Here is a 23,705-nt window from a genome sequence, read left to right on the forward strand (position 1 = left end):
GCTCCCGGCCCGGGAGCGGACGGCGGACCCTCCTCCCCGCGAGGTCGTCATGCGACGCAGGATCGTCCTCTTCGTCAACGTGTCCCTGGACGGCTACTTCGAGGGCCCGGACCACGACCTGAGCTGGCACCAGGTCGACGACGAGGTGCACACCCACTTCAACCGCGAACTCGCCCGGATGGGTGGTTTCGTCTCCGGCCGGCGCACCCACGAGCTGATGGCCTCGTTCTGGCCCACCGCCGACCAGGACCCGGCCGCCGACGGCCCGATGGCGGAGTTCGCGGGCATCTGGCGCGCGATGCCGAAGACCGTCTTCTCCCGCACCCTCGACCACGCCGACTGGAACACCACCATCGTCCGCGAGGTCACCCCCGAGACGGTCGCCGCCCTCACCGCCGGCCCCGGCGGTGACCTCTCGCTCAGCGGCGCCGAACTGGCCGAGTCCTTCCTCGCCCTGGACCTGATCGACGAGTTCCGGATCTACGTCCACCCCGTCGTCCTCGGCCGCGGCACCCTGCTCTTCCGCCCCATCGACCACTCGGTTCCGCTCACCCTGACCGACACCCACCGCTTCACCAACGGCGTCACCCTGCTGCACTACGCCCGCGGCGGGCCGTCACCACTGGACTGAACCGCCGCCGGGCGCGGCGGCGAACCACCACCGCGCCCGTGCCGGCCGCTCAGCCCTCGGTCGGCCCTCGCTCCGCCCTCGGTCGGCCCTCGCTCAGCCCTCGGCCGGCTCGAAGGTGAACTGCTCGACCTCGGCGAGGAGTTCGGCGCGGCGGCGGTCGTCGATGAAGGAGGCGCGGAAGGAGTTGGCGGCCAGCCGGCGCAGGGTCTCCTGGTCGAGGGCCAGGGCCTGGCGGACGGCGCGGAAATTGTCCTCGACGTAGCCGCCGAAGTAGGCCGGGTCGTCGGAGTTGACGGTGACCAGCAGGCCGGCGTCCAGCATCTCCCGCAGCGGGTGGTCGGCGAGGGTGTCGACGCAACGCAGGCGGACGTTGGAGAGCGGGCAGAGGGTGAGCGGGATCTGCTCGCGGACCAGGCGGGCCACGAGTTCGCCGTCCTCCAGGCAGCGCAGCCCGTGGTCGATCCGCTCGACGCCCAGGACGTCCAGCGCCTCGGTGATGTACGAGGCGGGGCCCTCCTCGCCCGCGTGGGCGACCCGGCGCAGCCCGGCCTCGGCGGCCCGGCGGTAGACCTCGCGGAACTTCGCCGGCCGGTTGCCGACCTCGGCCGAGTCCAGGCCGATGCCCGCGATCCGGTCGAAGTGGGGGCGGGCGGCCTCGAAGGTCTCCAGCGCGGAGTCGGCCGACTCGTCGCGCAGGAAGCACATGATCAGCTGGGTGCTGATGCCGTACCGCTCCTCGCTGCGCGACAGCGCCCGCGTAAGCCCGTCCACCACGGTGCCGAGCGGCAGTCCGCGGGCGGTGTGCGCCTGCGGGTCGAAGAAGATCTCCGCGTGCCGGACGCCCTGCTCGGCGGCCCGGGCCAGGTAGGCGTCGGCGAGGTCGGCGAAGTCCTGCTCGGTGCGCAGCACGGCCATCAGCGCGTAGTAGAGGTCCAGGAAGGACTGGAGGTCGCTGAAGGAGTACGCCTTCCGCAGCTGCTCGGTGTCGGCGTACGGCAGCGCGACGGAGTTGCGGGCGGCGAGGGCGAAGGCCAGCTCGGGTTCGAGGGTGCCTTCGATGTGCAGGTGGAGTTCGGCCTTGGGAAGCGGCATGTGCGATCTGTCCGAGCTGTTGGGGACTGAACCTGAAGGTCCGGAATGATTCATCCTATGATCTTTCCGTTCTCTGGGGGCGCCGTGGGCAGCTCCCGGAGGGTGCGCAGCGGCGAGAGGAGCGGCAGTGCCCCGGCCAGCGCGAGCAGGCCGGTCATCACCCACATCGTCGCCCGCAGACCGATCACCTCGCCCAGTGCACCGCCGGTCAGCGCGCCGAGCGGGATGGTGGCCTGGACGACGAACATCGAGCCGGCCGTCACCCGGGTGAGCAGTTCGGGCGGGGTGTAGGTCTGCCGGAAGGAGCCGAGCACGATGTTGCAGAGCACCACCACCGCGACCACGGCGAGCGACCCGACCACGTACAGCGCCGCCCCGAGGCCGGGCCCGGCCAGCGGCATCAGCAGCCCGAACGGGGTGACGGTGAGCAGCACGATCCGCGTCCCGCGCGCCGTCCCGAGCCGGCGGCACAGCGGGCGGGTCGCCAGCGAGCCGAGCACGCCGCCGACCGCGGCGGCGGAGGCGAGGGCGCCGACCCAGCCGGGGGCGATCCCCGCCGCCCGGACCAGGAACAGCGCCAGGATCGACTGGTACCCCATGAGGGCGAAGTTGGCGGCGGCGCCGAAGCACAGGAAGGGGCGCAGGTACGGGTCGCGCAGCAGGAAGGACAGCCCCTCCCGGACCTGCCCGCGCATGCTGCCCGCCTGCTCCCGGACCACCGGCTCCGGTCGGGTGCGGATCCGCAGCAGGGTGCCGGCCGCGACCAGGAAGCTCACCGCGTCGATCAGCAACCCGGCGGCCGCGCCCATGAGTTGGACGATCAGGCCGGCCAGTCCGCGCCCGGCGACCTCGGCCGCCGAGCCGCTGCCGGTCAGCTTGGCGTTGCCCTCGATCAGGTCCTCCCGCGCCACCAGCTCGGGCAGGTAGGCCTGGTCGGCGGCGCCGAAGAACACCGAGCAGACGCCGCTGAGGAAGGCCACGGCCACCAGCTGCGCCATGGTGAGCACGCCGAGCCGGCCCGCCACCGGCACGCTGGCGAACAGCGCGGCGGAGCCGAGGTTGCAGCCGATCATCACGGCCCGCCGGGGCACCCGGCCGACCCACACCCCGGCCGGCAGCCCGAACAGCAGCCACGGCAGCCAGATCGCAGCGCTCAGCAAGCCGGTCGCGAGCGGCCCGGCGTCCAGGGTGAGCACCGCGACCAGCGGCAGCGCGACGGTGGTGACGCTGCTGCCCAGCCGGCTGACGGTCTGCCCCGCCCACAGCAGCCGGAAGTCGCGCTGGGCGAACAGGCCCCAGCGGGAGCGGACTTGGGGGTCATCGGACGGCGGGGCAAGGGTGGCGGTCACGGCTTGGCCGGGACGCTGTGGGCGAAGGCGAGGACGGTCTCGCGCTCCCGCCCGTCCTCGGGCACCGGTCGAAGGGCCCACTTCTGGATCACCTCGTGCAGGTCCGCGGCCAGCTCCCGGGCCTCGTCCGGGGTGAGCCGCAGCCAGGCCTGGGTGGCCACCGAGCAGCCGTCCCGCCAGTCGGGCCCGTACCCGCCGCGCCGTACGGACCATTCCCGGACCAGCTCGACCTGGCGCTCCAGCAGGATCGATCCGGCCGCGTCCGCGACGGCCTCGGTGACCGGGTCCCCGTCGAAGTCGGCCCTGGTCCAGCTGAGTTCGCGGTCGGCCAGCCGCCACCAGCGCTCCCGGCGGTCCCGGGCGAGTTCGGGCGCCTCCTCGATCAGCCCGCTCTCGGCCAGCACCTTCAGGTGGTGGCTGACGTTGCCGACCGCCTGCTCGGTGCGCTCGGCCAGCCTCCCGACGGTGGCCGGGCCGTCGACCTTGAGCAGGTCGATCAGCCGGCGGCGCAGCGGGTGGGTGAGGGCGGCGAGCACCCGGGAGTCCTGGATCTCCCGGGCGCCACGCGGCTGTTCGGCGAGTTCGGGCGTGCGGCCCGTGGTGTCGTCCATGACGGGAGAATATCCGCAAGAACTCTTGTACGACACCTCTTTCACAACTTCTCTTGTGCACTGCCGTCCGCTCGAACGGGTGTACCGGCGCCGGGCACCGGGCACCGGGTAGAAGGGGGCTTCCGCCGAGGAGGTACCGAGATGCGGCACGTCAACGACCCGCACATCCGGCCCGCGGGCATCTCCCCGCACGCTCTGGGCAACGACACCCTGCTGCACGAGCTGGAGCAGCTGCACCGCACCCGCCACGAGACCTTCCTGTACGGCTCGGAGGAGGCGCTGAAGCGGCACACGCTGCGCACCGGGGAGCTGGAGGCCGAGTACCTGCACCGCTTCCCCAACCGGCAGGTGACCGCCGCGCGGACCAGGGCCGGAGCCCGGGCCCGGGAGGCGGCGGCGCGAGTGGAGTCGCTGCCCGAATAGCCCCCGGAACGGCGGACGCCGCTGCCCGGCGGGACACGCCGGGCGGCGGTGGCGTGCCCGGGGGCGGGGTGTCGGGGAGGGTGTGAGGGCAGACGCACCCGACTCTTGAACCCTCTGGGAGCCCCGCATGCCCATCGCCAGCGTCAACCCCGCGACCGGCGAGATCATCCAGACCTTCGAACCGCTCGACGCGGCCGGGATCGAGCGGCGACTGGCCCGCGCCGAGGCCGCCTTCCACCGCTACCGCGGCACCTCCTTCACCGGCCGCGCCGAACTGATGCACCGCGCGGCCGACCTGCTGGACCAGGAGCAGGAGGCACTCGCCCGCACGATGACCGAGGAGATGGGCAAGCCGATCGCCGCCTCCCGGGCCGAGGCCGCCAAGTGCGCCAAGGCGATGCGCTGGTACGCCGACAACGCCGAGGCCCTGCTCGCCGACGAGCACCCGGCCCCGGCCGACGTGGCCGACAGCGGGGCCGCCCGGGCGTACGTCCGCTACCGCCCGCTCGGCCCGGTGCTCGCCGTGATGCCGTGGAACTTCCCGTTCTGGCAGGTGATCCGATTCGCCGCGCCGGCCCTGATGGCGGGCAACGTGGGCCTGCTGAAGCACGCCTCCAACGTGCCGCGCACGGCGCTGGCGATCGAGGAGCTGTTCCAGCGGGCCGGCTTCCCGGAGGGCTGCTTCCAGACCCTGCTGATCGGCTCGGACGCGGTCGAGGGCGTGATCCGGGACCGCCGGGTCGCCGCCGTCACCCTCACCGGCAGCGAGCCGGCCGGTCGGGCGGTGGCCGCCGCCGCGGCCGACGAGGTGAAGAAGGCGGTGCTGGAGCTGGGCGGCAGCGACCCGTACGTGGTCATGCCCAGCGCCGACCTGGAGTCCGCGGTGGGCACGGCGGTACGGGCCCGGGTGCAGAACAACGGCCAGTCCTGCATCGCCGCCAAGCGCTTCATCGTGCACACCGACGTCTACGACCGCTTCACCGCCGCCTTCACCGAGGCGATGAGCTCGCTGCGGATCGGCGACCCGATGGACGAGGACACCGATGTCGGACCGCTGGCCAGCCGCCAGGGCCGGGACGACCTGGAGGAGCTGGTCGAGGACGCCCGCACCCACGGCGCCCGGGTCGAGTGCGGCGGCGAGCGCCCGATGGGCTGGGACACCGGCTGGTTCTACGAGCCGACCGTGCTGACCGGCGTCACCCCGGCGATGCGGATCCACCAGGAGGAGACCTTCGGCCCTGTCGCCACCGTCTACCGGGTCGCCGACCTGGACGAGGCGGTGGCGCTCGCCAACGACACCCCGTTCGGGCTCAGCTCCAACGTCTGGACCACCGACCAGGACGAGCAGGAGCGCTTCGTCCGCGACATCCAGGCCGGCGGGGTGTTCTTCAACGGGATGACCGCCTCCCACCCGGCGCTGCCCTTCGGCGGCGTCAAGCGCTCGGGCTTCGGGCGGGAGCTGTCCGGGCACGGCATCCGGGAGTTCTGCAACGTCACCACGGTGTGGATCGGCTGAGCCCTCCCGGATGACCGTCGTAGTCAGGCCGGGTCAGGAGGCCGCCATCCGGTGCCTGCCCCGGCCGGGCGTCGCCCAGCGGGCCACGACGCCGACCAGGGCGATGAAGGTCAGGAACCAGAAGAAGGCCATCAGCCCGATCATCGGGTCCCAGGCCGTCTGGACGGCGATCATGCACAGGCCGATCGAGAGCGCGACCATGAACGTCACCACGGTCGGGCTGAGGCTGAGCAGCCAGCGCCAGGCCCGGTGCCCGAGGCTCGGGTTCTTCGGGGCGTCGGGACCGGTTTCGGCTTCCTTGTAGCTGAGCAGGTCCATCGGGATCGCCTCCAATGCTGGACGGGACGGAACGCCCGGCCCGCGCGGTCGGTCAGGAGGCCTTGCGCGGAGCCGCGGACTTGCGGGTGGTGGTCTTCTTCGCCGCGGAGGTCTTGTTGGCGGACGCGGTCTTCTTGGCCGCGGTCTTCTTGGCCGACGTCTTCGCGGCCGACGTCTTCGCGGCCGACGTCTTCTTCGGCGCAGCGCGCTTGCGGGACGCCGGCTTCTCCTCCTCCGACTCCTCCGGCTCCTCCGCCGTCCCCCGCCCACCGGCCGGCGCCCGCCCGCCCTTGGCTTGCTTGAGGCTGCTGCGCAGCGCCTCCATCAGGTCGATCACGTTGTCCGGCGCCTCACCGGCCTCCTCCTCGTGCGGGATCTCGACGCCCTCCAACCGGGCGGTGATCACCTGCTGGAGCGCCTGCTGGTAGTCGTCGTGCAGCTGGGAGAGGTCGAAGTCCTCGGAGAGGGTGTCCATCAGCGACCGCGCCATCTTGAGCTCCTGCGGCCGCACCGTGACGTCCTCCTCGGGCGCGATCCCGGCCGCCGGACGGACCTCGTCGGGCCAGATGCACGTCTGCAGCACCAGCGTGCCGTCGTGCACCCGCAGCACCGCGGGCGACTCCCGGGTGCGCAGCGCGATCTTGGTGACGGCGATCTGCCCGGACTCCACCAGGGCGTCGCGCAGCAGGGCGTACGGCTTGGCGGCCGCCTTGTCGGCGACGCCCACGTAGTAGGCCTTGGAGAACATCAGCGGGTCGATCTCGGTCTCGTCCACGAAGGCCAGCACGTCGATGATCTTCTTGCTGGGCAGCGGCAGGTCGGCGAGGTCCTCGTCGCTGAGCGTGACCGTCCGGCCGTCGGGTGACTCGTAGCCCTTGGCGATCTCGGCGTACGGGACCTCCTTCTCCTCCCGTTCGCAGTACCGCTTCATCCGCACCCGCCCGCCGTCCTTGGCGTGCACCTGGTGCAGCGGGACGTCGTGCTCCTGGGTCGCGGAGTAGAGGTGGACGGGGATGCTGACCAGGCCGAAGCTGATCGTCCCCTTCCAGGTCGTCTGCATGGAGTGGCTCCGAGAACGTCGGAAGTGCCCCGAGAATCCCACTGTGCCCGGGTTCGCCGCGATCGGCCACACCGCGCCGCCCACGGGCCGGAGAGGGGTGCCCGACTCGCCGCCGAACCTCTGACGATGCATCAGATTTGAGCTTTCCATGCCACCCCCATACCTGCCCTGACCTGGCCTTTTGCGTTCGGTAAGCGAACAGTTATCAAAGGATTGTTCCGATACTCGTGCGTAGAAGTTAGGTTGCACCGCAATGCGCGGATCTGTCCCCCACCCTGCGGCGCGACGAGCCGAGGGTCATGCCGCGCTGGAAAGGCATGAGGACACACTCCATGAGTGCGGACACCACCAAGCAGGCGGCGGACACCACCCAGGTCCCCGACCAGCTCGGCCCGGTCGGACACGGTGGCGACGGCCACCTGAAGGCCGGGCTCAAGAACCGCCACCTGTCGATGATCGCCATCGGCGGCGTGATCGGCGCCGGCCTGTTCGTCGGCTCCGGCGCGGGCATCGCGTCCACCGGCCCCGGCATCCTGCTCTCCTACACCCTGGCCGGCGCGCTGGTGGTGCTGGTGATGCGGATGCTCGGCGAGATGGCCGCGGCCGACCCGCAGAGCGGCTCCTTCTCGGCCTACGCGGACCGCGCGCTGGGCCGCTGGGCCGGCTTCACCATCGGCTGGCTGTACTGGTTCTTCTGGGTCGTGGTGCTGGCGGTCGAGGCCACGGCCGGCGCCAAGATCCTCAACAGCTGGGTCCCGGGCGTGCCGCAGTGGGGCTGGGCACTGATAGTCATGGCCGTGCTGACCGCCACCAACCTGTTCTCGGTCGCCTCCTACGGCGAGTTCGAGTTCTGGTTCGCCGGCATCAAGGTGGTCGCGATCGCCGGGTTCCTGGTGATCGGCGCGCTCGCGGTCTTCGGCGTCCTGCCGAACACCCACGCCGTCGGCCTCACCAACCTGACCGGCCACGGCGGCTTCCTGCCGCACGGCGTGGGCGCGGTGTTCACGGGCATGCTCACGGTCGTCTTCGCCTTCATGGGCAGCGAGATCGTCACCCTCGCGGCCGGCGAGTCGGAGGACCCGGAGAAGGCGGTCAGCAAGGCCACCAACAGCGTGATCTGGCGGATCGGGATCTTCTACCTGGGCTCGATCCTGCTCGTGGTGACCCTCCTGCCCTGGGACTCCGCCGCGGTCAAGGACAGCCCGTACGTGGCGGTGCTGGACCAGCTGAACATCCCGCACGCCGGCCAGGTGATGGACGTGATCGTGCTGACGGCCGTGCTCTCCTGCCTCAACTCCGGGATGTACACCGCCTCCCGGATGGCCTTCTCGCTCGGCCAGCGCGGCGACGCCCCGAAGGCCTTCGCGACCGTGACCTCGCGTGGCGTGCCGCTGGTGGCCATCCTCTCCTCGGTGGTGTTCGGCTTCGTCGCCGTCTTCTTCAACTACACCTCGCCGAAGACCGTGTTCGCCTTCCTGCTGAACTCCTCCGGGGCCGTCGCGCTGTTCGTCTGGCTGGTGATCTGCATCACCCAGCTGCGGATGCGCAAGATCATCGAGCGCGAGATGCCGGAGCGGCACACCGTCCGGATGTGGCTGTACCCCTACCTGACGTGGGTCGCCATCGGCATGATCGGCTTCGTCGTGGCGTACATGTTCACCGACGCCGACGGACGCAAGCAGATGTACCTGTCGCTGGTCGCCGCGGCGATCGTGCTCGGCGCCTCGGCCGTGGTGAGCCGACGGCGGCGGGCGGCGGTGGCGGCAGCGGCGACGGAGTCCTGATCCGTCCGCGCCGCGCTTGAACGCCGGGCCCGGGAACCGTTGCGGAGGTTCCCGGGCCCGGTTTGCCGTTCGGGGACGCTCCTGGGCCGCTCAGCCGGTGCAGCCGGGCACGGAGCCGGCGGGGGCGCAGTTGTTCGGGGCGTTGCCGGTGACGGTGCTGCCGATGTCGGACACGTGGCCGCCACTGACGAAGACACCACCGCCCGAGGTCCCCGCGGAGTTGCCGGTGACCCGGCTGCTGACGAGGTTCGTCTGGCCGTTCACATTCAGAACACCGCCACCGTCCTGGGCGGCCGCGTTGCCCTGCACGGTCGAGGAGCTGACGTTCAGCGTCCCGACGTTGACGAGGGCACCGCCGCTGACGGTGGCGGTGTTGCCGGTAACAGTGACGACGTCCAGGTTGGTCGTGGCACCGGGCTCGTTGGCGATGGCCCCACCGAACTTCGCCGCGTTCCCGGAGAGGGTCGCCTGGGCAACGGTGAGCGAGCCGTTGTTGTTGACGGCGCCGCCGACATCACCGTTGTCGAGGTTTCCGCCGGTCAGGTTCACCTGGTCCAGGGTGAGGCTGCCGCCCGTCGCCACGGAGAACAGCCGGAACAACGGCGTCCCGACAGCGGTGGAGCGCGCGATCGTGGCACTGAACGAGCCGATCCGGATGTTGCCGGTGATCACGGGCATCGCGTTGTCGGCATTGTCCGTGTTGACCACCGTGTAGGTGCAGCCCGACTGCAGCGCGATGTCACCGTTACCGGCGGCGTTGAACGTGTTGATCGCGTGCCGCAGACCCGCGATGTCCCCGCAGGCGACAAAGGTCGAGGCCGCGTTGGCCTGGACGACGGGGACCAGGGCGAGGCCCAGGCCCAGAGCGAGGGAGCCGGCGAGGCTGCCCAGGCGCAGGGTGGCTTTCATTGAGGATCTCCTAGCTGGTGACTCGGGGCGGAGGACGGGACGGACCCGATGCCGTCGGCGCCGTCCTTGCGCTCGATCGCTCCCGCCTCTCGTCACAATCGGGTGACCTTCTGCCACGTGCAGTGTCCAGGCGGTGCGGTATCAGCGAATCCCGGCAGCGATTTTCGCGCCACATGGAGTGCGCCGATCGGCCACTCCTTGCCCGGGCCCCGGGCGTGCTGGATCAGTCACGCTGCGCCGAACACGGCCCCGCAAACGTGTGAGCCCGCCCACAAGGGGTTTCACAGCTACGACCCCGGATAGTGGGTTGCCTGCGCCGGGCACCCTTCCCACCGCCCCGGCCGCATCCGGACCGCGCCCGCCGTCGCCGCGCCCGGCCTGAAGAACCCAGGCCACCCGCCCTCACGCCCTCAGGTTCCGTCGTCGTCGCCCGCCCGCGACCCCCGGATGGACAATTCGGGCAAATCACCCAAACCACCCTCCGCGCCCGGCCGCGCCCTCCCCGCAGCCACTACCTGGCGTAGTAGCGAAGGCCTTTGCCACCCGTCCTCGGTCCTGCCAAGAATGGCCCGTCGCCAGGCAGCACCGGCCGGCCCCGTCCGCCGTGTGCAGCCCGCCCGCCCCGCCTCACCGCCGGGGCGCCACGGCCGTCCCGGACGGCCGCGCGGGCCCCGCTCACCCGGAGCCCACGCGATGCCCGCCCAGTGCCCCCGGCACGGCCCCGACGGAAAAGGATCGCCCGCTCCATGCAGCTCAGCCATGCCCGCCGCAACTCCCTGATCACCGGCATCGCCACCCTCGTGGTCTCCGGTGCCGCCACCGCCGCGCTCGCCATCCCGCAGGTCGGGGGCACCACCGAGGCCGCCGCCCCGGCGGCCGCCGTCTCGGTGGACGGCAAGCCGGTCGGCGACCAGGGCCAGGCTGGCACCGCTGCCGCTGCCGAGAAGGCCGCCCAGGACGCCAAGGCCGCCCAGGACGCCCAGGCGAAGGCCCAGGCGGACGCCGCCGCCCAGGCGCAGGCCCAGGCCGCCGCCCAGGCGCAGGCCCAGGCCGCCGCCCAGGCGCAGGCCCAGGCCGCCGCCCAGGCGCAGGCCGAGGCCGAGGCGAAGGCCCAGGCGGACGCCAAGGCCCAGGCCGACGCCGCCGCCTCCCGCTCCCAGCAGCGCCAGGACCTCAACAGCTACTCCGGCACCCCGCAGCAGATCGCCGCGCAGATCGTGCCGGCCGGCCAGCTGCAGTGCTTCAGCAACATCGTGTACCGCGAGAGCAGCTGGAACCCGCTGGCCGTGAACGCCTCCTCCGGCGCCTACGGCCTGGTCCAGGCCCTGCCCGGCACCAAGATGGCCTCGGCCGGCGCCGACTGGCGCACCAACCCGGCCACCCAGATCAAGTGGGGCCTGAACTACATGAACAGCCGCTACGGCAGCCCCTGCGACGCCTGGTCGTTCTGGCAGGCCCACCACTGGTACTAAGCCGGCCCGGCCTTCACTCCGTACACGCCCCAGGCCCGCGACGCACTCCGCGTCGCGGGCCTCGCGGCGTTTTCGGTCGACGTGTGCACGCCCAGCAGGTGACGTGAAGATATGGCGCACGCTCGTACGATTTGCCGCCCTTGCCCTGAGTTACACGCCGTCAGCACTTTGCCACGGTTCGCGCGCCCTCTTACGCTCCGGCGTCATGCCCTCACCCCTGATCAGCGTCGTGGTCCCCGCCTACGACCAGCACGGACAACTCGCCGACTGCCTGGACTCGCTGCTCGCCCAGTCCCTGGCGAACGTCGAGGTGATCGTGGTCGCCGACCGCTCCCCCGAGACCGCGGGCGGGCTCGCCGACGCGTTCGCGGCCCGGCACCCGCAGGTGTCGGTACTGCACCTGAACGCGGCGGTCGGGGTCGGGGTGAGCCGGAACGCGGGTGCGGCGCGGGCCTCCGGCGACTACCTGCTGTTCCTCGACGCCGACCACCTGCTGCCCCGGGACGCCCTCCAGGCGCTCGCCGACCGGCTCGAGCAGACCGGCCCGGTGGACGTCCTGCTGTTCGGCCACTCCCGCCACCACAACGACCGGGACTGGCCGGGCGGCGCCGAGGCGCTGCTCGCCGAGGTCGGCCCGGAGGCGTTCGCCCCCTTCGACCACCCGGAGCTGTTCGGCGCCCCGCCGCTGGTCTGGGACCGGCTCATCCGCCGCGGCCACTGGGAGGAGCTCGAGCTCGCCTTCCCCGTCGGCCGGTACGAGGAGATCCCGGTCGTGCACGCCGCACTGCTGGGCGCCCGGAAGGCCGCCGTGCTGGCGCGCGAGTGCGTCCAGCTGCGCCGCCGGGAGACCGTCCACCCGGCCGGCGGCCCGGGCAGCAGCGTCTTCGACCTGTTCGAGCAGTACGAGCGCAGCTTCGCCCTGCTGGAGGACCAGCCCCACCTCTACGCGGTGCGCGACGCCCTGTTCGTCCGGATGATCCGGCACTACCTGTTCGTCTTCGACCTCGCCGGCTGCGTCTCCCGGGCCGAGCGGCCGCAGTTCTTCCACCGGGCCGCCGAGCACCACCGCCGCTTCATGCCGCCCGGCCACCGCAGGCCGGGCGGCCGCGAGGGGATCAAGTTCTCCCTGCTGGCCGGCGGCGCCTACCCGGCCTTCGAGGTCGCCAAGCTCTCCCACATCGCCCGCGGCACCCTCACCGGGCGCAAGTAGCCGCTTCTCAGGCGTGCGCGGTGCCGCCGTCCGCGGCCATCGCGGCGGCGATCCGCCGGGCACGCTCGGCCCACACCTCGGCGGGCAGCGGCGGCAGCACGTCCATCCACAGCGGCAGGGTGGAGCCGCGCAGCTGCGTCAGGCCCTCGGGCCGGGCGATCAGCCACAGGTGCAGGTGAGCGGCGCCGTCGCCCCAGCGGTTCACGTGGACCCGGCCGATACCGCCCAGCGACAGCACGGCCCGCTCGCCCCGCTGGAGCATCGGGCCGAGCTGTGCGGACAGCTCGATCGGCAGGTCCAGCAGGTCGTGGTGGGTGCGCGGCTGGAGCAGCAGGGCGGCGGGCAGGCCGGTCGGCTGGTCGGTGCCGCTCAGGCGCCAGTGCTCGTCGGTCCACAGGAAGTCGGAGTCCGGGCGGGCGCACTGCTGGCAGCTCTCCGGACCGTCCTCGCCCTGGCGGGGCGGCTCGGGCAGTTCCGGCTCGCGCAGCCGCCGGACGGTCAGCTCGCCCTCGTACGGGAAGATCTCCCAGGACGGCGCGCCGTCCGCCGGGACGGGCAGCGGCTCGCCGATCGGCAGCCGGGCGAGGTAGGCGTCGGGGCCGGCCGGGTCCGCGGGATCGTTGATCATGAGTGCCGAGGGTGTCACAGGACACCCCGTCGGCGGAAGCCCCGTCGTGCCCGGTACCCATGCGGCGCCCCGGCTGCGATCATCGGCGGAGCCGCTGCCGCACCCGCCCGGGAGGTCCCTGGTGAGCCGTCCGTCCGCCGACCCCGGGGCCGAGCTGGCCCGTGAGCTGGCCGCCGTGCTGCGCGGGGAGGTCCGCTTCGGCGCCGCCGAGCGCACCGTCTACGGCCACGACGCCTCCAACTACCGGCACTTGCCGCTCGGTGTGGTCAAGCCCGCCGACCTGGACGACGTGCGCACCGCGCTGGCGCTGTGCCGCCGGTACCGGGTGCCGGTGGTGGCGCGCGGGGCCGGGACGAGCATCGGCGGGCAGGCGATCGGCCCGGGCGCGGTGGTGCTGGACTTCCGCCGCCACCTCGGCTCGGTGCTGGAGATCGATCCGCAGGCCCGCACCGCGCGCGTCCAGCCCGGCACCGTGCTGGACGACCTCCAGCGCGCCGCCAAGCCGTACGGGCTGCGCTTCGGCCCGGACCCGTCCACCCACAGCCGCTGCACGATCGGCGGCATGATCGGCAACGACTCCTGCGGCTCCCACTCGCTCGCCTGGGGGCGCACCGCCGACAACGTGGAACGGCTGGAGCTGCTGCTCGCGGACGGCACCGAGCTGACCGTGGGCGGGCGGCTGACCGCCGCCGAGCGCGCGGCGCTGCGCGAGCTGCCCGGCCCGCTCGGCCAACTCCACACCCGGCTCCAGGAGTTCACCGACCGCAACCTCGCCGTCATCCGGCAGGGCATGCCCCGGTTGCCGCGCCGCACCTCCGGCTACCCGCTGGACGCGCTGCTGCCCGAGCACGGCCACCACCTGGCCCGGGCGCTCACCGGCACCGAGGGCACCTGCGCGCTGCTGCTGGGCGCCACCGTCCGGCTGGTCGAGGATCCGCCGGTGCGCGCCCTGGTGGTGGCCGGTTACCCCGACGAGGGCGCCGCCGCGGACGCCGTCCCGGCGCTGCTGCCGTACGGTCCGCTGACCGCGGAGGGCATGGCGGCCGACCTGATCGCCGCACTGCTGGCGGCCGGCCCGCGCCCGCCCGCGCTGGACCGGCTGCCCGCGGGCGAGTGCTGGCTGTTCCTGGAGGCCGGCGGCACCACGGCGCTGGAGGCCTACCAGGCCGCCCGCCGACTGGCCGACGCGGTGCGCCGGGAGCGCTCGGCCACCGTCGCCCTGGTCACCGACCCGGTCGAGCAGCGCCAGCTGTGGGCCGTCCGGGAGGCCGGCGCCGGGATCGTCACCCGGCTGCCCGGCGGCGGCGAGGCCTGGCCCGGCTGGGAGGACTCCGCCGTCCCGCCCGAGCGGCTTGGCGACTACCTGCGGGACCTGCGCGCCCTGCTGCGCCGGCACGGCCTGCGCGGCGTCCCGTACGGGCACTTCGGCGACGGCTGCGTGCACCTGCGGATCGACTTCCCGCTGGACGAGCCCCACGGGGTGCTGGTCTTCCGGGAGTTCCTCGAGCAGGCCGCCGATCTGGCGGTCTCCTACGGCGGTTCGCTCTCCGGCGAGCACGGTGACGGGCAGGCCCGGGCCGAACTGCTGCCGCGCATGTACCCGACCGAAGTCATCGGCCTGTTCGGCGAGTTCAAGCGGATCTGGGACCCGGAGAACCTGCTCAACCCGGGCGCCCTGGTGGACCCGCGCCCGCTCGACGCCGACCTGCGCTTCGTCACCGCCCCGCGCCGACCGCTGCCGCTGGCCCTGCCGTACGAGCGGGACGGCGGGAGCCTGGTCAAGGCGGTGCACCGCTGCGTGGGCGTCGCCAAGTGCGTGGACCCGACCACCGGGGTGATGTGCCCGAGCTACATGGCCACCAGCGAGGAGCGGCACTCCACCCGAGGCCGGGCCCGGCTGCTCGCCGAGATGCTGCGCGGGCTGACGGCGGATTCCGGCCGCCGGACCGGGGAGGCGATCCCGGACGGCTGGCGCTCGGCGGAGGTGCGGGAGGCGCTGGACCTCTGCCTGAGCTGCAAGGGCTGCGCGAGCGACTGCCCGGTGCACGTCGACATGGCGACCTACAAGACCGAGTTCCTGTACCAGCACTACCGGCACCGGCCGCGCCCGCTCGCCCACTACTCGATGGGCTGGCTGCCGCTCTGGCTGCGGGCGGTCGCGCTCGCGCCGGGGGCGGCCAACACGCTGGTCCGCTCCCCGGCCGGCGCCCTGCTCAAGCGGCTCGGCGGGATCGACCGGCGCCGGGTGCTGCCGGTCTTCCCACCCGAGACCTTCACCCGCTGGTACCGGCGGCACCGCGCAGCCCACCCCGCCCCGGTGGACGCGCGCCCGGTGCTGCTCTGGCCGGACACCTTCTCCAACCACCTCCAGCCGGACGTGCTGCGCTCGGCCGTCGAGGTGCTCGAGCACCTGGGCTTTGACCCTCGGCTGCCCGACGGGCCGGTGTGCTGCGGCCTCACCTGGTACTCCACCGGCCAACTCGGCACCGCCCGCCGGGTGTTGCGGCGCAGCCTGGGCACGCTGGCGGCCGCCGGGCTCCCGGCCGACACCCCCGTGATCGGCCTGGACCCCAGCTGCACCGCCACCCTGCGCGAGGACCTGCCCCGACTGCTCGGCGCCGACGGCCGCCCGCTCTCCGAACGGACCCGCACCTTCGCCGAGTTCATCGACGAGCTCGCCCCGGACGCCCCGCTCCCCCGGATCCGGCGGGAGGCCGTCACCCAGACCCACTGCCACCAGCACGCGGTGCTCGGCAGCGCGGCCGACCGCCGGGTCGAGGCCCGACTTGGCCTGCAGAACCGGGTGTTGGACTCCGGCTGCTGCGGGTTGGCGGGCAACTTCGGCTTCGAGCGGGGCCACTTCGAGGTGTCCGAGGCGATCGCCGAGCGGATCCTGCTGCCCGAGGTCCGGGCGGCCGGGCCCGACACCGTGCTGCTGGCGGACGGCTTCAGCTGCCGCACCCAGATCGCCCAACTCGCGGACGGCCGAAGGGCGCTGCACCTGGCAGAACTGATCGCCCGTGAGCTGCGGACCGCCGCCCGGCCGACCGACTGACTACCCGTGCCCGGCGAGGAACGCCCCGGCGTGCGCCGCGGCCTCCTCCCGGCTCAGGTGCCCGACCACCGCCCGGCCGCTCTCCCCGTCGGCACCCGTGGCCGTCCAGAGCCAGCCGCCCGAGTCCTCGTCCCGGACCAACTCGGCGGTTCCACCGAACAGTTCGAGCGAGTCCGGCCGGGCCGCCGGGCGGCTGACGGCCTCCGGCCACTTCTTCCGGGCGCCCTGTCGGGTGATCCCCCAGGCCGCGCCCAGTTGTTCGTAGCTGGCGCCATAGGAGCCGGCGGTGGCGGCCGCGGTCGCGGTGAGCCGCTTGACCTCGGCGTCCACCAGCTTCCAGGCGGACAGCACGGAGAGGGCGACCTCGACCGGCTCCGCGTCCCACATCCGTTCCTCGGGCAGCCCGGTCGCGCGGGAGCGCACGGCGGCGGCGAGGGGGTTGAGCGCTTCGAGGAGGGCCTTGGCCAGCTCCCTCTGCTCCTCATCGGTGATCTCCACGGTCGTCATGGCGACAACTGCAGTTACCAACTCGGACTTCGACAACCATTGTTACCGGCGGTCGAATCGGTCCGAGTCCCGCTCCGAGCCCCGGTCCGAGCCGCGACCCAGCCCACGGAACAGGGAGCCCAGGTCCCGCCCCCCGAAAGGTGAGTTCGAGTCCCGGCTCTCGGGCGCGAAGGGAGTCCCGGAGGTGAGCGCGCGGTAGCCCACCACCAGGGCCTCCCCCAGGAAGCCGACGCCGATCGACAGCTGGACCGGGCGGGCGTCCGACGCCAGGCCATGGTGCTCGGCGAGCATCGCGAAACCCGCCATCAGGGCCAGCGAGATCGCCGCCGCCAGGAACGTCCAGCCGGTGTAGCGCTGCCACAGCACCCCCTCGCGCTCGTAGACCCGGATGGTGGCGCCGCGGGCCACCCCGAACGCGGTGCCGAGCACGGCTCCCGCCCCGATCCAGACGTAGTCGCCCGCGCCGAGGCCGTGGTGCTGCGAGAGCGCCCACAGGCCCAGGCCGGTGAGCACCACCGGCGGCACGAGCAGGTCCCGTGGGTTCAGCGGTTCGCCGCGCAGCCGCCGGACCACCACCACGACCACCACGGCGGCGATCAGCGCCACGTGCACCCAGTTGTTCATCCCTGCTCCCCGGATTTTTATAGCTTGACCGTGCTAAATCAGAATTTAGCTCGTCCGTGCTATAACGGCAACATGCCGAAGATCGTCGACCCCGTGGAACGCCGCCAGGCCGTCGCGGACGCCGTCCTGCGCGTCGCGGCCAGGGAGGGCCTGGAGCGCGCCTCGCTGCGCAACGTCGCCGAGGAGGCCGGACTCGCCATCGGCTCGGTACGGCACTACTTCGCCGGCAGCTCCGAGCTGATGATCTTCGCGATGCAGGAGCTGGCCCGCCGGATCGACGCCCGCATCCGCACCCACGCCCGCGTCCTGCTCGACCCGGACCCCGGCCCCGGCACCGACCGGCGCGAACAGACCGTCGGGCTGCTCGCCGAGACCCTCCCGCTGGACGCCGAGCGCCGGGAGGAGTCCGCGCTCTGGCTCTCCTTCGTCACCGCCGCCCGCACCCGGCCCGAACTGCTGCCCCGCGCCGGCGAGCTGCAGGCCGGCCTGGACGCGCTGGTCCGGCGCGTCCTGGTCGAGATGGAGCGTTCCGGCGCCCTGCTCCCCGGCCTCGACCTCGACCTCGAGACCCGCCGCCTCTCCGCCCTGCTGGACGGCCTCACCCTGCAGGGCGTCCAGCACCCCGACCTGGTCGGCCCGGACGAGCTGCGCGCGGTGCTCCGCCGCCACCTGGACACCCTGACCACTTCCTGACACCGCACCAACGCGCTTGGCACAATGGCCGGGTGACCCTCACCCCCGCCGAGGCGGACAAGATCCTGGCCGACGACTTCGCTCCCTGGGTACAGGCACTCGGCCTGTCCACCGTGGAGACCGGCGCGCGGCACGCCGTACTGCGGCTGCCCTGGTCCGAGCAACTCGCCCGCGAGGGCGGCGGGTTGTCCGGCCAGGCGCTGATGGCCGCCGCCGACACCGCCTGCGTGGTCGCCCTCTCGGCGGCCCGCGGGGGCTTCGCGCCGATGACCACCGTCCAGCAGTCCACCAGCTTCCAGCGCGCGGTCAGCGGCCGGGACGTCCTGGTCCACGCCGTGGTCACCAAGCTCGGGCGGCGGATCGCCTTCCTCGACATCACCCTCACCGCCGAGGACGCCGAGGAGCCCGCTGCCCGCGCCACCACCGTCTACGCACTGGGGTGACCGGTCCCGTACGCGGGACCGGTCACCCCAGGGCATCGGGCCGGATCAGCCCTGCAGCGCCTCCCTCTTGGGCGGCTCCTCCGCGCACACCGCCGTCACGAACTCCGCGAGCCGCGCCTGCGGCAGCCCGCGCGCGATGTCCGCCTCACTGATCATGCCGACCAGCTTGTGCTCCGGGTGGTTGATCACCGGCAGCCGGCGGACCTGGTACTGCTCCATCACCCGCAGCACCTGCTCGCAGTCCTCGTCCGCCTCCACCGTCATCGGCCGCCCGAGCGCCAGGTCGCCCGCCGTCACCTGGGCCGGATCCCGCCCCTCCGCGACGCAGCGCAGCACGATGTCGCGGTCGGTCACGATGCCCACCAGTTTGTCGTTCTCCCCGCAGATGGGCAGCGCGCCCACGTGCCGTTCCCGCATGATCCGGGCGGCGGCGGCGAGCGTCTCGTGCTCGCGGACGCACTCCGCGCCCTGATGCATGATGTCGCTGGCTTTGGTCATGGTCCGCCTCCTGACCTGGCTTGCTTCCTCTCGTCCATCGTGGTCCGGGCCGATGCCGCACGCCACCGGGCACCCGTCAGGGCGTCGCCTCCGGCTCCGGGCGCTCCTCCACGCCGGCTTTCCCGTCCCCCTCCAGCGACCCGCCCTCCAGGTCCGTGCCCTGCAGTGGCGAATGGGACAACAGCTCCTCCAGCGGCGGGAGTTCGCGCTTTGGCTGCTCGCGGTCGAGCTCCGGCTCGGGCACCTCCCCGCTCTCCACCGCCTGCTCCGCGGACTTCGCCCCGGCGGCGACCGCGGCGGCCGCCAGCAGATCCCGCTGCTGGGACTCCGTCGCACTGTCCAGGAAGCGCAGCAGCTCCACCGGGAACGGCAGCACCAGCGTCGAGTTCTTCTCCGCCGCCACCTCCACCACGGTCTGCAGCAGCCGCAGTTGGAGTGCCGCCGGGGTCGCGCTCATCACCGCCGCCGCCTCCGACAGCCGCTCCGAGGCCTGGTACTCACCGTCCGCCGTGATGATCCGCGCCCGCCGCTCCCGCTCGGCCTCCGCCTGGCGCGCGATCGAGCGCTTCATCGACTCCGGCAGGGCGACGTCCTTGATCTCCACCCGGTCGATCTGGATGCCCCAGCCCAGCGCCGGACTGTCGATCATCAACTCCAGTCCCTGGTTGATCGGTTCGCGGTTGGCCAGCAGGTCGTCCAGCTCGCTCTTGCCGATGATCGACCGCAGCGAGGTCTGCGCGACCTGGGAGATCGCGAAGTTGTAGTCCTGGACGTTGACCGTCGCCTTCACGGGGTCCTGCACCTGGAAGTAGACCACCGCGTCCACCCGCACGGTCACGTTGTCCCGGGTGATGCCCTCCTGCGCCGGGATCGGCATCGTCACGATCTGCACGTTCACCCGGCGCAGCCGGTCCGCGATCGGCATCAGCGCGACCAGCCCCGGCTGGCGGATCTCCTCGCGCACCCGCCCGAAGCGGAACACCACGCCCTTCTGGAACTGCTGGACCACCCGGATGCTCAGCCCCGCCCAGACCGCCCCCAGCCCGACCAGCCCCCCGAGGGCCCCCAGCACCGCATCGACGATCATCGCGGCCTCCTCGCGGCCTCCGCGCACACCCGCGCCTCCGGCCACCGCCGACCGGACCGGACCGGGGGCCGCCGGAGCAACTGATTCCACGCTACGCCTGCCCGGCGGAGGCCGGGACGAACGGTCCGACGGCCCTAGGATCGGGGCCATGCAGCTGGTCCCCGCCGACGACCCGAGCCACCCCCGCCACCCCGCCGAGGCCGCCGCCCGCGCCACCGGACTCGCGGATCTGGACCGCGTCGTCACCGGCTGCCGAGCCTGCCCCCGGCTGGTCGAATGGCGCGAGGAGACCGCCCGCACCAAGCGCCGCGCCTACCAGGACTGGGACTACTGGGCCCGTCCCGTCCCCGGCTTCGGCCCGCCCGACGCCCCGCTCGTCCTGGTCGGCCTCGCCCCCGCCGCCCACGGCGCCAACCGCACCGGCCGGATCTTCACCGGCGACCCCTCCGGCGACCTCCTCTACGCGGCCCTCTACGACCTCGGGCTCGCCAACCGCCCCGAGTCCGTCCGCCACGGCGACGGCCTGGAACTGTACGGCGTCCGGATCACCGACCCGGTCCGCTGCGCCCCGCCCGACAACAGGCCCAGCACCGCCGAACGCGACACCTGCCGCCCCTGGATCACCCGCGAGATGCAGCTGCTGCGCCCCACCGTCCGGACCGTCGTCGCCCTCGGCGGCTTCGCCTGGCAGGCGATGCTGCCGGTGATCGCCGACGCCGGCTGGCTGGTCCCGCGCCCCCGCCCGGCCTTCGGCCACGCCGCCCGGGTCACCCTCCCCGCTCGCGACGGCGGCCCCGACCTGCGGCTCTACGGCTGCTACCACGTGAGCCCGCGCAACACCAACACCGGCCGCCTCACCACCGCGATGCTCCGCGAGCTGCTCCGCGAGGCGGCCCTCTCGGCCGGGCTCCACCCCCGGTAGCGGCCGGTCTCCCGTCGAACCGTCGGATGGCGGCGATCCCGCCGTCCACCGGCAGCGTCACGCCCGCGCCGGTGTGGTGCCGAGGCCTCGGGTGAGCGCGAGCGGTCGACCACCACGCCCTAACCGAACCGCGCCAGCTTCCGCTTCTCCGCCCCCGCCCACACCTGCGCCAGCCGCTCGCGCGCCGCCTGGGCCGCCGCCAGCTGGCCCGCGTAGAGCACGCCGTAGGCGAAGGGCTCGCCGTCGGTGGCCGCGCGGTCGGCCAGGGCCGCGGCGGCGACCACCGCGTCCTGGTGTTCGCCGAGCACCTCCTGGACGGCCTTCATCCGCTCCGCGTAGCGCTCCGCCGCCGCGCCGACCGCGGGGGCCGCGGTCTCGCCGGCGTAGCGGGCGCGCTTGGCGGCCTTGCGGGCCTCGTGCAGGGCCCGGTCGCGGTCCTCCGGGCCCGCCGCCAGTGCGGTGTGGACGCGGTCGGCCGTGCGGCGCTGCTCGCGGGCGGCGGTGCGGGAGAGCTCGGGGGCGGCTGCCCGGGCGGCCCGGGGGCGCAGCGGCGGGTCGGTGACCAGGGCGGTCAGGGCGGCGGCGATTGATCGGCGGCGGGGGCTGTCGAGGGCGGCGACCACTTCGGGCCACACCCGGCGGTACTCGGCCTCGCCCCACCGCTCCAGCGCTTCCGCGACCCGTTCCGGTGCGCAGCCGGCGGGCAGCTCGCGGGCCCGGGCGGCCAGCCGTTCGGCGAGCACCTCGCGGTCCCGGGCACGGCCGAGCGCGGCGCCCAGCCAGCGCAGATCGGCGACCAGGGTGTCGGTGGCGCCGGGGGCGAGGAGGCCGCGGAAGGTCTGCAGGGCGCTGCGCAGCCGCCGGCAGGCGACCCGCATCCGGTGGACCGCGTCGGGTTCGTCCGCCCGGACGGCGTCGTCCAGTCCGGCCAGCTCGACCGCCTGGGCCTCGATGCGGTCGAGCAGTACCTGTCCGACCGTGGTTTCGGGCCTCGCCATGGCTGTGCACCCCCTCGTCGGGGTCGCCGGGATGCTTTCCAGGGTAGGGCCTGGCTCTTGGGTTTTGTCGGGCCGGACAAGGACCCAGGCCCTCGTCGCGTGGCGGCGGCTGTCGACCTCGGGCCGGCCTGAGGGGGCGTCACTCGAACGCCGTATCCGTACGCGCTCTCGTGCCCGGTGTGAGGGGCATGGCATACTCCGGGACGTGATGACCTCCACCCATGCGACCAGGGCCCTGCGGGCCGCGGTGTTCACCGCGCTCGCCGTGCCGATGGCCGCGCTGGGTCAGGTGGTCATCACCGGTCGCCCGTTGCCGGTGTCGCTGGTGGCCACGGCGAGCGCCGTCGTGTTCCTGGTCGCGGCCGTGCTGGCCGGCGGGGAGCGGCGGCTGCTGCACATCACCGGGGTGATGGTGCCGGTCGAGCTGCTGCTCAACACCACCTTCAACCTGGGCCAGACCGGCTGTGGACCGGTCCTGTCCGAGCACGTGTCCGCGCGCGGGGTGAACCTGCTGGTCTGCGGCGGCGGTTCGGTGGACAGCTCGCTGCTGGGCGGCCCGCTGGGCCACGCCGGGCAGTTGGCGCCCGCCGCCACCCAGCTGCTGCTGCTGGCCGTGCACCTGGTGATCGCACTGGCGGCCTCGGCCTGGCTGCGGCTGGGCGACTCCGCGCTGTCCGGCCTGGCCCGGGCGCTGCGCGCGCTGCGCCAGTCGGTGGCCCGCCCGCTGCGGGCGCTGCTCGTCCTGCTGCTCCCCGCCCCGGTGCGCCCGGTGCTGCGGGTGCCCCTGCCGGTGTCGGACCGCGAGCGGCCGCGCCGCGAGGACGTGGTGCTGAGCCCGGCTCCCCGGCGTGGTCCGCCGGCCTTCGCGCCTGTCTGCTGAGCGCGTACCCGCTTCCGTAAGCACGGTTCCCGTACGCCCGCAGGCAGTGCGCACGACTCCCGCGTCACTTGCCCCGCCGCACCCGCGTGTGCGGCCACCCGCGCGCACCCGCGCGCCGCGTACAGGAGTTGACTTCCCCATGGCTCAGGACAAGAACAAGAAGCGCATCAGCGCCCGCGAGCGGATCCAGGAGGCGCAGCGCCGCGAGCAGCAGGCCGCCAAGCGCCGTCAGCGGATCGTCGTGTCGGTCTCCGCGCTCGTCGTGCTCGCCCTGGCGGGCGGTGTGGCGCTCGCGATCGACACGGGCTCGAAGAACGACGACAAGGCCGCGGCGGCCGCTTCCGCGGCCCCGCTGGTCGTCCCGGCCAACGCCACCGGCCAGGACGGCACGGTGATCACCTACGGCAAGGCCGACGCCCCGCACACCATGGAGGTGTACGAGGACTTCCGCTGCCCGGTCTGCAAGCACTTCGAGGCGGCGAACGGCCAGACCGTCAAGGAGATCACCCAGGACGGCCAGATCAAGGTGGAGTACCACCTGGCCGCCTTCCTGGACAAGAACCTCGGCGGCAAGGGCTCGCGCACCGCGCTGGCCGCGGCCGGTGCCGCGCTGAACGAGGGCGTGGACAAGTTCAAGGCGTTCCACGACGTGCTGTACGCCAACCAGCCGGACGAGCGCGAGGACGGCTTCGGCGACGTCAACCACCTGCTGGACCTGGCCGGCCAGGTGCCCGGGCTGAAGACGGACGCCTTCGTGAAGGCGGTCACCGACCGGACGTACGCGCCGTGGGCGGCGAAGGTGGCCGAGGCCTTCAACAACAGCCAGGTGACCGGCACCCCGACGATCAAGGTGGACGGCAAGCCGATCAACCTGTTCGCGGGCAACGCCCCCGCGTCTGCGGAACAGTTCACCGCCCAGGTCAAGCAGGCCGCCGGCCTGCAGTAGGCCGGTCCGCACGACACCACCGGCCCGGCCGAACTCCCGGCCGGGCCGG

The 23,705-nt window shown here is 73.2% G+C and carries 24 protein-coding genes; 12 read left to right on the top strand and 12 right to left on the bottom strand.

What is annotated here, in order from left to right:
• The first annotated feature begins 49 nt into the window (after window positions 1–49).
• Window positions 50–631, top strand: a complete 582-nt coding sequence (locus ACWCYO_RS23405) for a dihydrofolate reductase family protein (RefSeq protein WP_270148847.1) — start codon at window positions 50–52, stop codon at window positions 629–631.
• 93 nt (window positions 632–724) lie between these two features.
• Here ACWCYO_RS23405 and ACWCYO_RS23410 read toward each other — a convergent pair whose 3' ends face one another.
• The 3 genes from ACWCYO_RS23410 to ACWCYO_RS23420 are packed head-to-tail and all read right to left on the bottom strand — an operon-like array spanning window position 725 to window position 3,683.
• Window positions 725–1,723, bottom strand: coding sequence for an adenosine deaminase (locus ACWCYO_RS23410; RefSeq protein ID WP_449785288.1), 999 nt, complete (start codon window positions 1,721–1,723; stop codon window positions 725–727).
• A gap of 50 nt (window positions 1,724–1,773) precedes the next feature.
• Window positions 1,774–3,072 (bottom strand): MFS transporter, encoded by a 1,299-nt coding sequence (locus ACWCYO_RS23415; RefSeq protein ID WP_449785289.1) that lies wholly within the window; start codon window positions 3,070–3,072, stop codon window positions 1,774–1,776.
• The gene (locus ACWCYO_RS23420) at window positions 3,069–3,683 is read right to left on the bottom strand and encodes an ArsR/SmtB family transcription factor (protein WP_449785290.1); all 615 of its coding nucleotides are present in this window, start codon (window positions 3,681–3,683) and stop codon (window positions 3,069–3,071) included. The genes ACWCYO_RS23415 and ACWCYO_RS23420 overlap by 4 nt, the downstream gene beginning before the upstream one ends.
• A 141-nt stretch (window positions 3,684–3,824) precedes the next feature.
• On the opposite strand from ACWCYO_RS23420, the gene ACWCYO_RS23425 reads away from it, so the two are divergent.
• Together ACWCYO_RS23425 and ACWCYO_RS23430 are read left to right on the top strand one after the other, a co-directional pair.
• Window positions 3,825–4,106 carry a DUF6158 family protein gene (locus tag ACWCYO_RS23425; RefSeq protein ID WP_270148840.1) on the top strand — a complete coding sequence of 94 codons (282 nt, stop codon included), beginning with the start codon at window positions 3,825–3,827 and terminating at the stop codon, window positions 4,104–4,106.
• A 127-nt stretch (window positions 4,107–4,233) separates the two neighbouring features.
• Window positions 4,234–5,622: an NADP-dependent succinic semialdehyde dehydrogenase gene (locus ACWCYO_RS23430; RefSeq protein ID WP_449785291.1), complete on the top strand. Its 1,389-nt coding sequence runs from the start codon at window positions 4,234–4,236 to the stop codon at window positions 5,620–5,622.
• A gap of 33 nt (window positions 5,623–5,655) precedes the next feature.
• Here the strand turns inward: ACWCYO_RS23430 and ACWCYO_RS23435 are convergent, their stop codons facing one another.
• A complete protein-coding gene (locus tag ACWCYO_RS23435; protein ID WP_270148836.1) occupies window positions 5,656–5,940 on the bottom strand; it encodes a hypothetical protein in 285 nt (94 codons plus the stop codon).
• 52 nt (window positions 5,941–5,992) lie between these two features.
• Window positions 5,993–7,000, bottom strand: a complete 1,008-nt coding sequence (gene ku, locus ACWCYO_RS23440) for a non-homologous end joining protein Ku (protein WP_270148834.1) — start codon at window positions 6,998–7,000, stop codon at window positions 5,993–5,995.
• A 332-nt stretch (window positions 7,001–7,332) separates the two neighbouring features.
• Here ku and ACWCYO_RS23445 point away from each other — a divergent pair, with 332 nt between their 5' ends.
• On the top strand, window positions 7,333–8,784 hold the full coding sequence (locus ACWCYO_RS23445; protein WP_405000745.1) for an amino acid permease: 1,452 nt from the start codon (window positions 7,333–7,335) through the stop codon (window positions 8,782–8,784).
• Window positions 8,785–8,874: 90 nt separating this feature from the next.
• Here ACWCYO_RS23445 and ACWCYO_RS23450 read toward each other — a convergent pair whose 3' ends face one another.
• Window positions 8,875–9,693, bottom strand: a complete 819-nt coding sequence (locus ACWCYO_RS23450) for a hypothetical protein (RefSeq protein ID WP_449785292.1) — start codon at window positions 9,691–9,693, stop codon at window positions 8,875–8,877.
• Window positions 9,694–10,439: 746 nt separating this feature from the next.
• Between ACWCYO_RS23450 and ACWCYO_RS23455 the strand changes: the two genes are divergently transcribed.
• Together ACWCYO_RS23455 and ACWCYO_RS23460 are read left to right on the top strand one after the other, a co-directional pair.
• Window positions 10,440–11,165 carry an aggregation-promoting factor C-terminal-like domain-containing protein gene (locus ACWCYO_RS23455; protein WP_449785293.1) on the top strand — a complete coding sequence of 242 codons (726 nt, stop codon included), beginning with the start codon at window positions 10,440–10,442 and terminating at the stop codon, window positions 11,163–11,165.
• A gap of 205 nt (window positions 11,166–11,370) precedes the next feature.
• Window positions 11,371–12,375, top strand: coding sequence for a glycosyltransferase family 2 protein (locus ACWCYO_RS23460; RefSeq protein WP_449785294.1), 1,005 nt, complete (start codon window positions 11,371–11,373; stop codon window positions 12,373–12,375).
• Between the two features lie 7 nt (window positions 12,376–12,382).
• Here the strand turns inward: ACWCYO_RS23460 and ACWCYO_RS23465 are convergent, their stop codons facing one another.
• A complete protein-coding gene (locus tag ACWCYO_RS23465) occupies window positions 12,383–13,003 on the bottom strand; it encodes a hypothetical protein (protein ID WP_449785295.1) in 621 nt (206 codons plus the stop codon).
• A gap of 121 nt (window positions 13,004–13,124) precedes the next feature.
• On the opposite strand from ACWCYO_RS23465, the gene ACWCYO_RS23470 reads away from it, so the two are divergent.
• The gene (locus tag ACWCYO_RS23470) at window positions 13,125–16,058 is read left to right on the top strand and encodes an FAD-binding and (Fe-S)-binding domain-containing protein (RefSeq protein ID WP_449785296.1); all 2,934 of its coding nucleotides are present in this window, start codon (window positions 13,125–13,127) and stop codon (window positions 16,056–16,058) included.
• Here ACWCYO_RS23470 and ACWCYO_RS23475 read toward each other — a convergent pair whose 3' ends face one another.
• Window positions 16,059–16,565, bottom strand: coding sequence for a hypothetical protein (locus ACWCYO_RS23475; RefSeq protein WP_449785297.1), 507 nt, complete (start codon window positions 16,563–16,565; stop codon window positions 16,059–16,061).
• Window positions 16,566–16,607: 42 nt separating this feature from the next.
• Entirely contained in the window at window positions 16,608–17,189 is a 582-nt protein-coding gene (locus ACWCYO_RS23480) for a DUF1453 domain-containing protein (RefSeq protein WP_449785298.1), read from the bottom strand.
• Window positions 17,190–17,261: 72 nt separating this feature from the next.
• Here ACWCYO_RS23480 and ACWCYO_RS23485 point away from each other — a divergent pair, with 72 nt between their 5' ends.
• A complete protein-coding gene (locus ACWCYO_RS23485) occupies window positions 17,262–17,882 on the top strand; it encodes a TetR/AcrR family transcriptional regulator (RefSeq protein ID WP_270148818.1) in 621 nt (206 codons plus the stop codon).
• Window positions 17,883–17,914: 32 nt separating this feature from the next.
• A complete protein-coding gene (locus tag ACWCYO_RS23490) occupies window positions 17,915–18,325 on the top strand; it encodes a PaaI family thioesterase (protein WP_270148816.1) in 411 nt (136 codons plus the stop codon).
• A gap of 45 nt (window positions 18,326–18,370) precedes the next feature.
• Here ACWCYO_RS23490 and ACWCYO_RS23495 read toward each other — a convergent pair whose 3' ends face one another.
• Together ACWCYO_RS23495 and ACWCYO_RS23500 are read right to left on the bottom strand one after the other, a co-directional pair.
• Window positions 18,371–18,823, bottom strand: a complete 453-nt coding sequence (locus ACWCYO_RS23495; protein ID WP_270148814.1) for a CBS domain-containing protein — start codon at window positions 18,821–18,823, stop codon at window positions 18,371–18,373.
• Between the two features lie 76 nt (window positions 18,824–18,899).
• Window positions 18,900–19,910: a slipin family protein gene (locus tag ACWCYO_RS23500; protein WP_449785299.1), complete on the bottom strand. Its 1,011-nt coding sequence runs from the start codon at window positions 19,908–19,910 to the stop codon at window positions 18,900–18,902.
• 148 nt (window positions 19,911–20,058) lie between these two features.
• Between ACWCYO_RS23500 and ACWCYO_RS23505 the strand changes: the two genes are divergently transcribed.
• A complete protein-coding gene (locus tag ACWCYO_RS23505) occupies window positions 20,059–20,832 on the top strand; it encodes a uracil-DNA glycosylase (protein WP_449785300.1) in 774 nt (257 codons plus the stop codon).
• Between the two features lie 119 nt (window positions 20,833–20,951).
• On the opposite strand, the gene ACWCYO_RS23510 is transcribed toward ACWCYO_RS23505, so the two are convergent.
• Window positions 20,952–21,830 carry a CHAD domain-containing protein gene (locus tag ACWCYO_RS23510; protein WP_270148808.1) on the bottom strand — a complete coding sequence of 293 codons (879 nt, stop codon included), beginning with the start codon at window positions 21,828–21,830 and terminating at the stop codon, window positions 20,952–20,954.
• Window positions 21,831–22,038: 208 nt separating this feature from the next.
• Here ACWCYO_RS23510 and ACWCYO_RS23515 point away from each other — a divergent pair, with 208 nt between their 5' ends.
• Window positions 22,039–22,710, top strand: coding sequence for a hypothetical protein (locus tag ACWCYO_RS23515; RefSeq protein WP_270148807.1), 672 nt, complete (start codon window positions 22,039–22,041; stop codon window positions 22,708–22,710).
• Between the two features lie 139 nt (window positions 22,711–22,849).
• Window positions 22,850–23,656 (top strand): DsbA family protein, encoded by an 807-nt coding sequence (locus ACWCYO_RS23520; protein ID WP_270148805.1) that lies wholly within the window; start codon window positions 22,850–22,852, stop codon window positions 23,654–23,656.
• The last annotated feature ends 49 nt before the right edge of the window (window positions 23,657–23,705 follow it).

It is taken from the genome of Kitasatospora sp. NPDC001683, from assembly GCF_053596495.1.

What these genes read in the sequence shown, in the direction of transcription:
- ACWCYO_RS23420 (WP_449785290.1), bottom strand. Translation starts at nt 3,683, where the DNA reads ATGGACGACACCACGGGCCGCACGCCCGAACTCGCCGAACAGCCGCGT.
- ACWCYO_RS23510 (WP_270148808.1), bottom strand. Translation starts at nt 21,830, where the DNA reads ATGGCGAGGCCCGAAACCACGGTCGGACAGGTACTGCTCGACCGCATC.
- ku (WP_270148834.1), bottom strand. Translation starts at nt 7,000, where the DNA reads ATGCAGACGACCTGGAAGGGGACGATCAGCTTCGGCCTGGTCAGCATC.
- ACWCYO_RS23515 (WP_270148807.1), top strand. Translation starts at nt 22,039, where the DNA reads ATGACCTCCACCCATGCGACCAGGGCCCTGCGGGCCGCGGTGTTCACC.
- ACWCYO_RS23475 (WP_449785297.1), bottom strand. Translation starts at nt 16,565, where the DNA reads ATGACGACCGTGGAGATCACCGATGAGGAGCAGAGGGAGCTGGCCAAG.
- ACWCYO_RS23485 (WP_270148818.1), top strand. Translation starts at nt 17,262, where the DNA reads ATGCCGAAGATCGTCGACCCCGTGGAACGCCGCCAGGCCGTCGCGGAC.
- ACWCYO_RS23460 (WP_449785294.1), top strand. Translation starts at nt 11,371, where the DNA reads ATGCCCTCACCCCTGATCAGCGTCGTGGTCCCCGCCTACGACCAGCAC.
- ACWCYO_RS23500 (WP_449785299.1), bottom strand. Translation starts at nt 19,910, where the DNA reads ATGATCGTCGATGCGGTGCTGGGGGCCCTCGGGGGGCTGGTCGGGCTG.
- ACWCYO_RS23435 (WP_270148836.1), bottom strand. Translation starts at nt 5,940, where the DNA reads ATGGACCTGCTCAGCTACAAGGAAGCCGAAACCGGTCCCGACGCCCCG.
- ACWCYO_RS23465 (WP_449785295.1), bottom strand. Translation starts at nt 13,003, where the DNA reads ATGATCAACGATCCCGCGGACCCGGCCGGCCCCGACGCCTACCTCGCC.
- ACWCYO_RS23505 (WP_449785300.1), top strand. Translation starts at nt 20,059, where the DNA reads ATGCAGCTGGTCCCCGCCGACGACCCGAGCCACCCCCGCCACCCCGCC.
- ACWCYO_RS23455 (WP_449785293.1), top strand. Translation starts at nt 10,440, where the DNA reads ATGCAGCTCAGCCATGCCCGCCGCAACTCCCTGATCACCGGCATCGCC.
- ACWCYO_RS23445 (WP_405000745.1), top strand. Translation starts at nt 7,333, where the DNA reads ATGAGTGCGGACACCACCAAGCAGGCGGCGGACACCACCCAGGTCCCC.
- ACWCYO_RS23495 (WP_270148814.1), bottom strand. Translation starts at nt 18,823, where the DNA reads ATGACCAAAGCCAGCGACATCATGCATCAGGGCGCGGAGTGCGTCCGC.
- ACWCYO_RS23430 (WP_449785291.1), top strand. Translation starts at nt 4,234, where the DNA reads ATGCCCATCGCCAGCGTCAACCCCGCGACCGGCGAGATCATCCAGACC.
- ACWCYO_RS23450 (WP_449785292.1), bottom strand. Translation starts at nt 9,693, where the DNA reads ATGAAAGCCACCCTGCGCCTGGGCAGCCTCGCCGGCTCCCTCGCTCTG.
- ACWCYO_RS23480 (WP_449785298.1), bottom strand. Translation starts at nt 17,189, where the DNA reads ATGAACAACTGGGTGCACGTGGCGCTGATCGCCGCCGTGGTGGTCGTG.
- ACWCYO_RS23405 (WP_270148847.1), top strand. Translation starts at nt 50, where the DNA reads ATGCGACGCAGGATCGTCCTCTTCGTCAACGTGTCCCTGGACGGCTAC.
- ACWCYO_RS23410 (WP_449785288.1), bottom strand. Translation starts at nt 1,723, where the DNA reads ATGCCGCTTCCCAAGGCCGAACTCCACCTGCACATCGAAGGCACCCTC.
- ACWCYO_RS23425 (WP_270148840.1), top strand. Translation starts at nt 3,825, where the DNA reads ATGCGGCACGTCAACGACCCGCACATCCGGCCCGCGGGCATCTCCCCG.
- ACWCYO_RS23520 (WP_270148805.1), top strand. Translation starts at nt 22,850, where the DNA reads ATGGCTCAGGACAAGAACAAGAAGCGCATCAGCGCCCGCGAGCGGATC.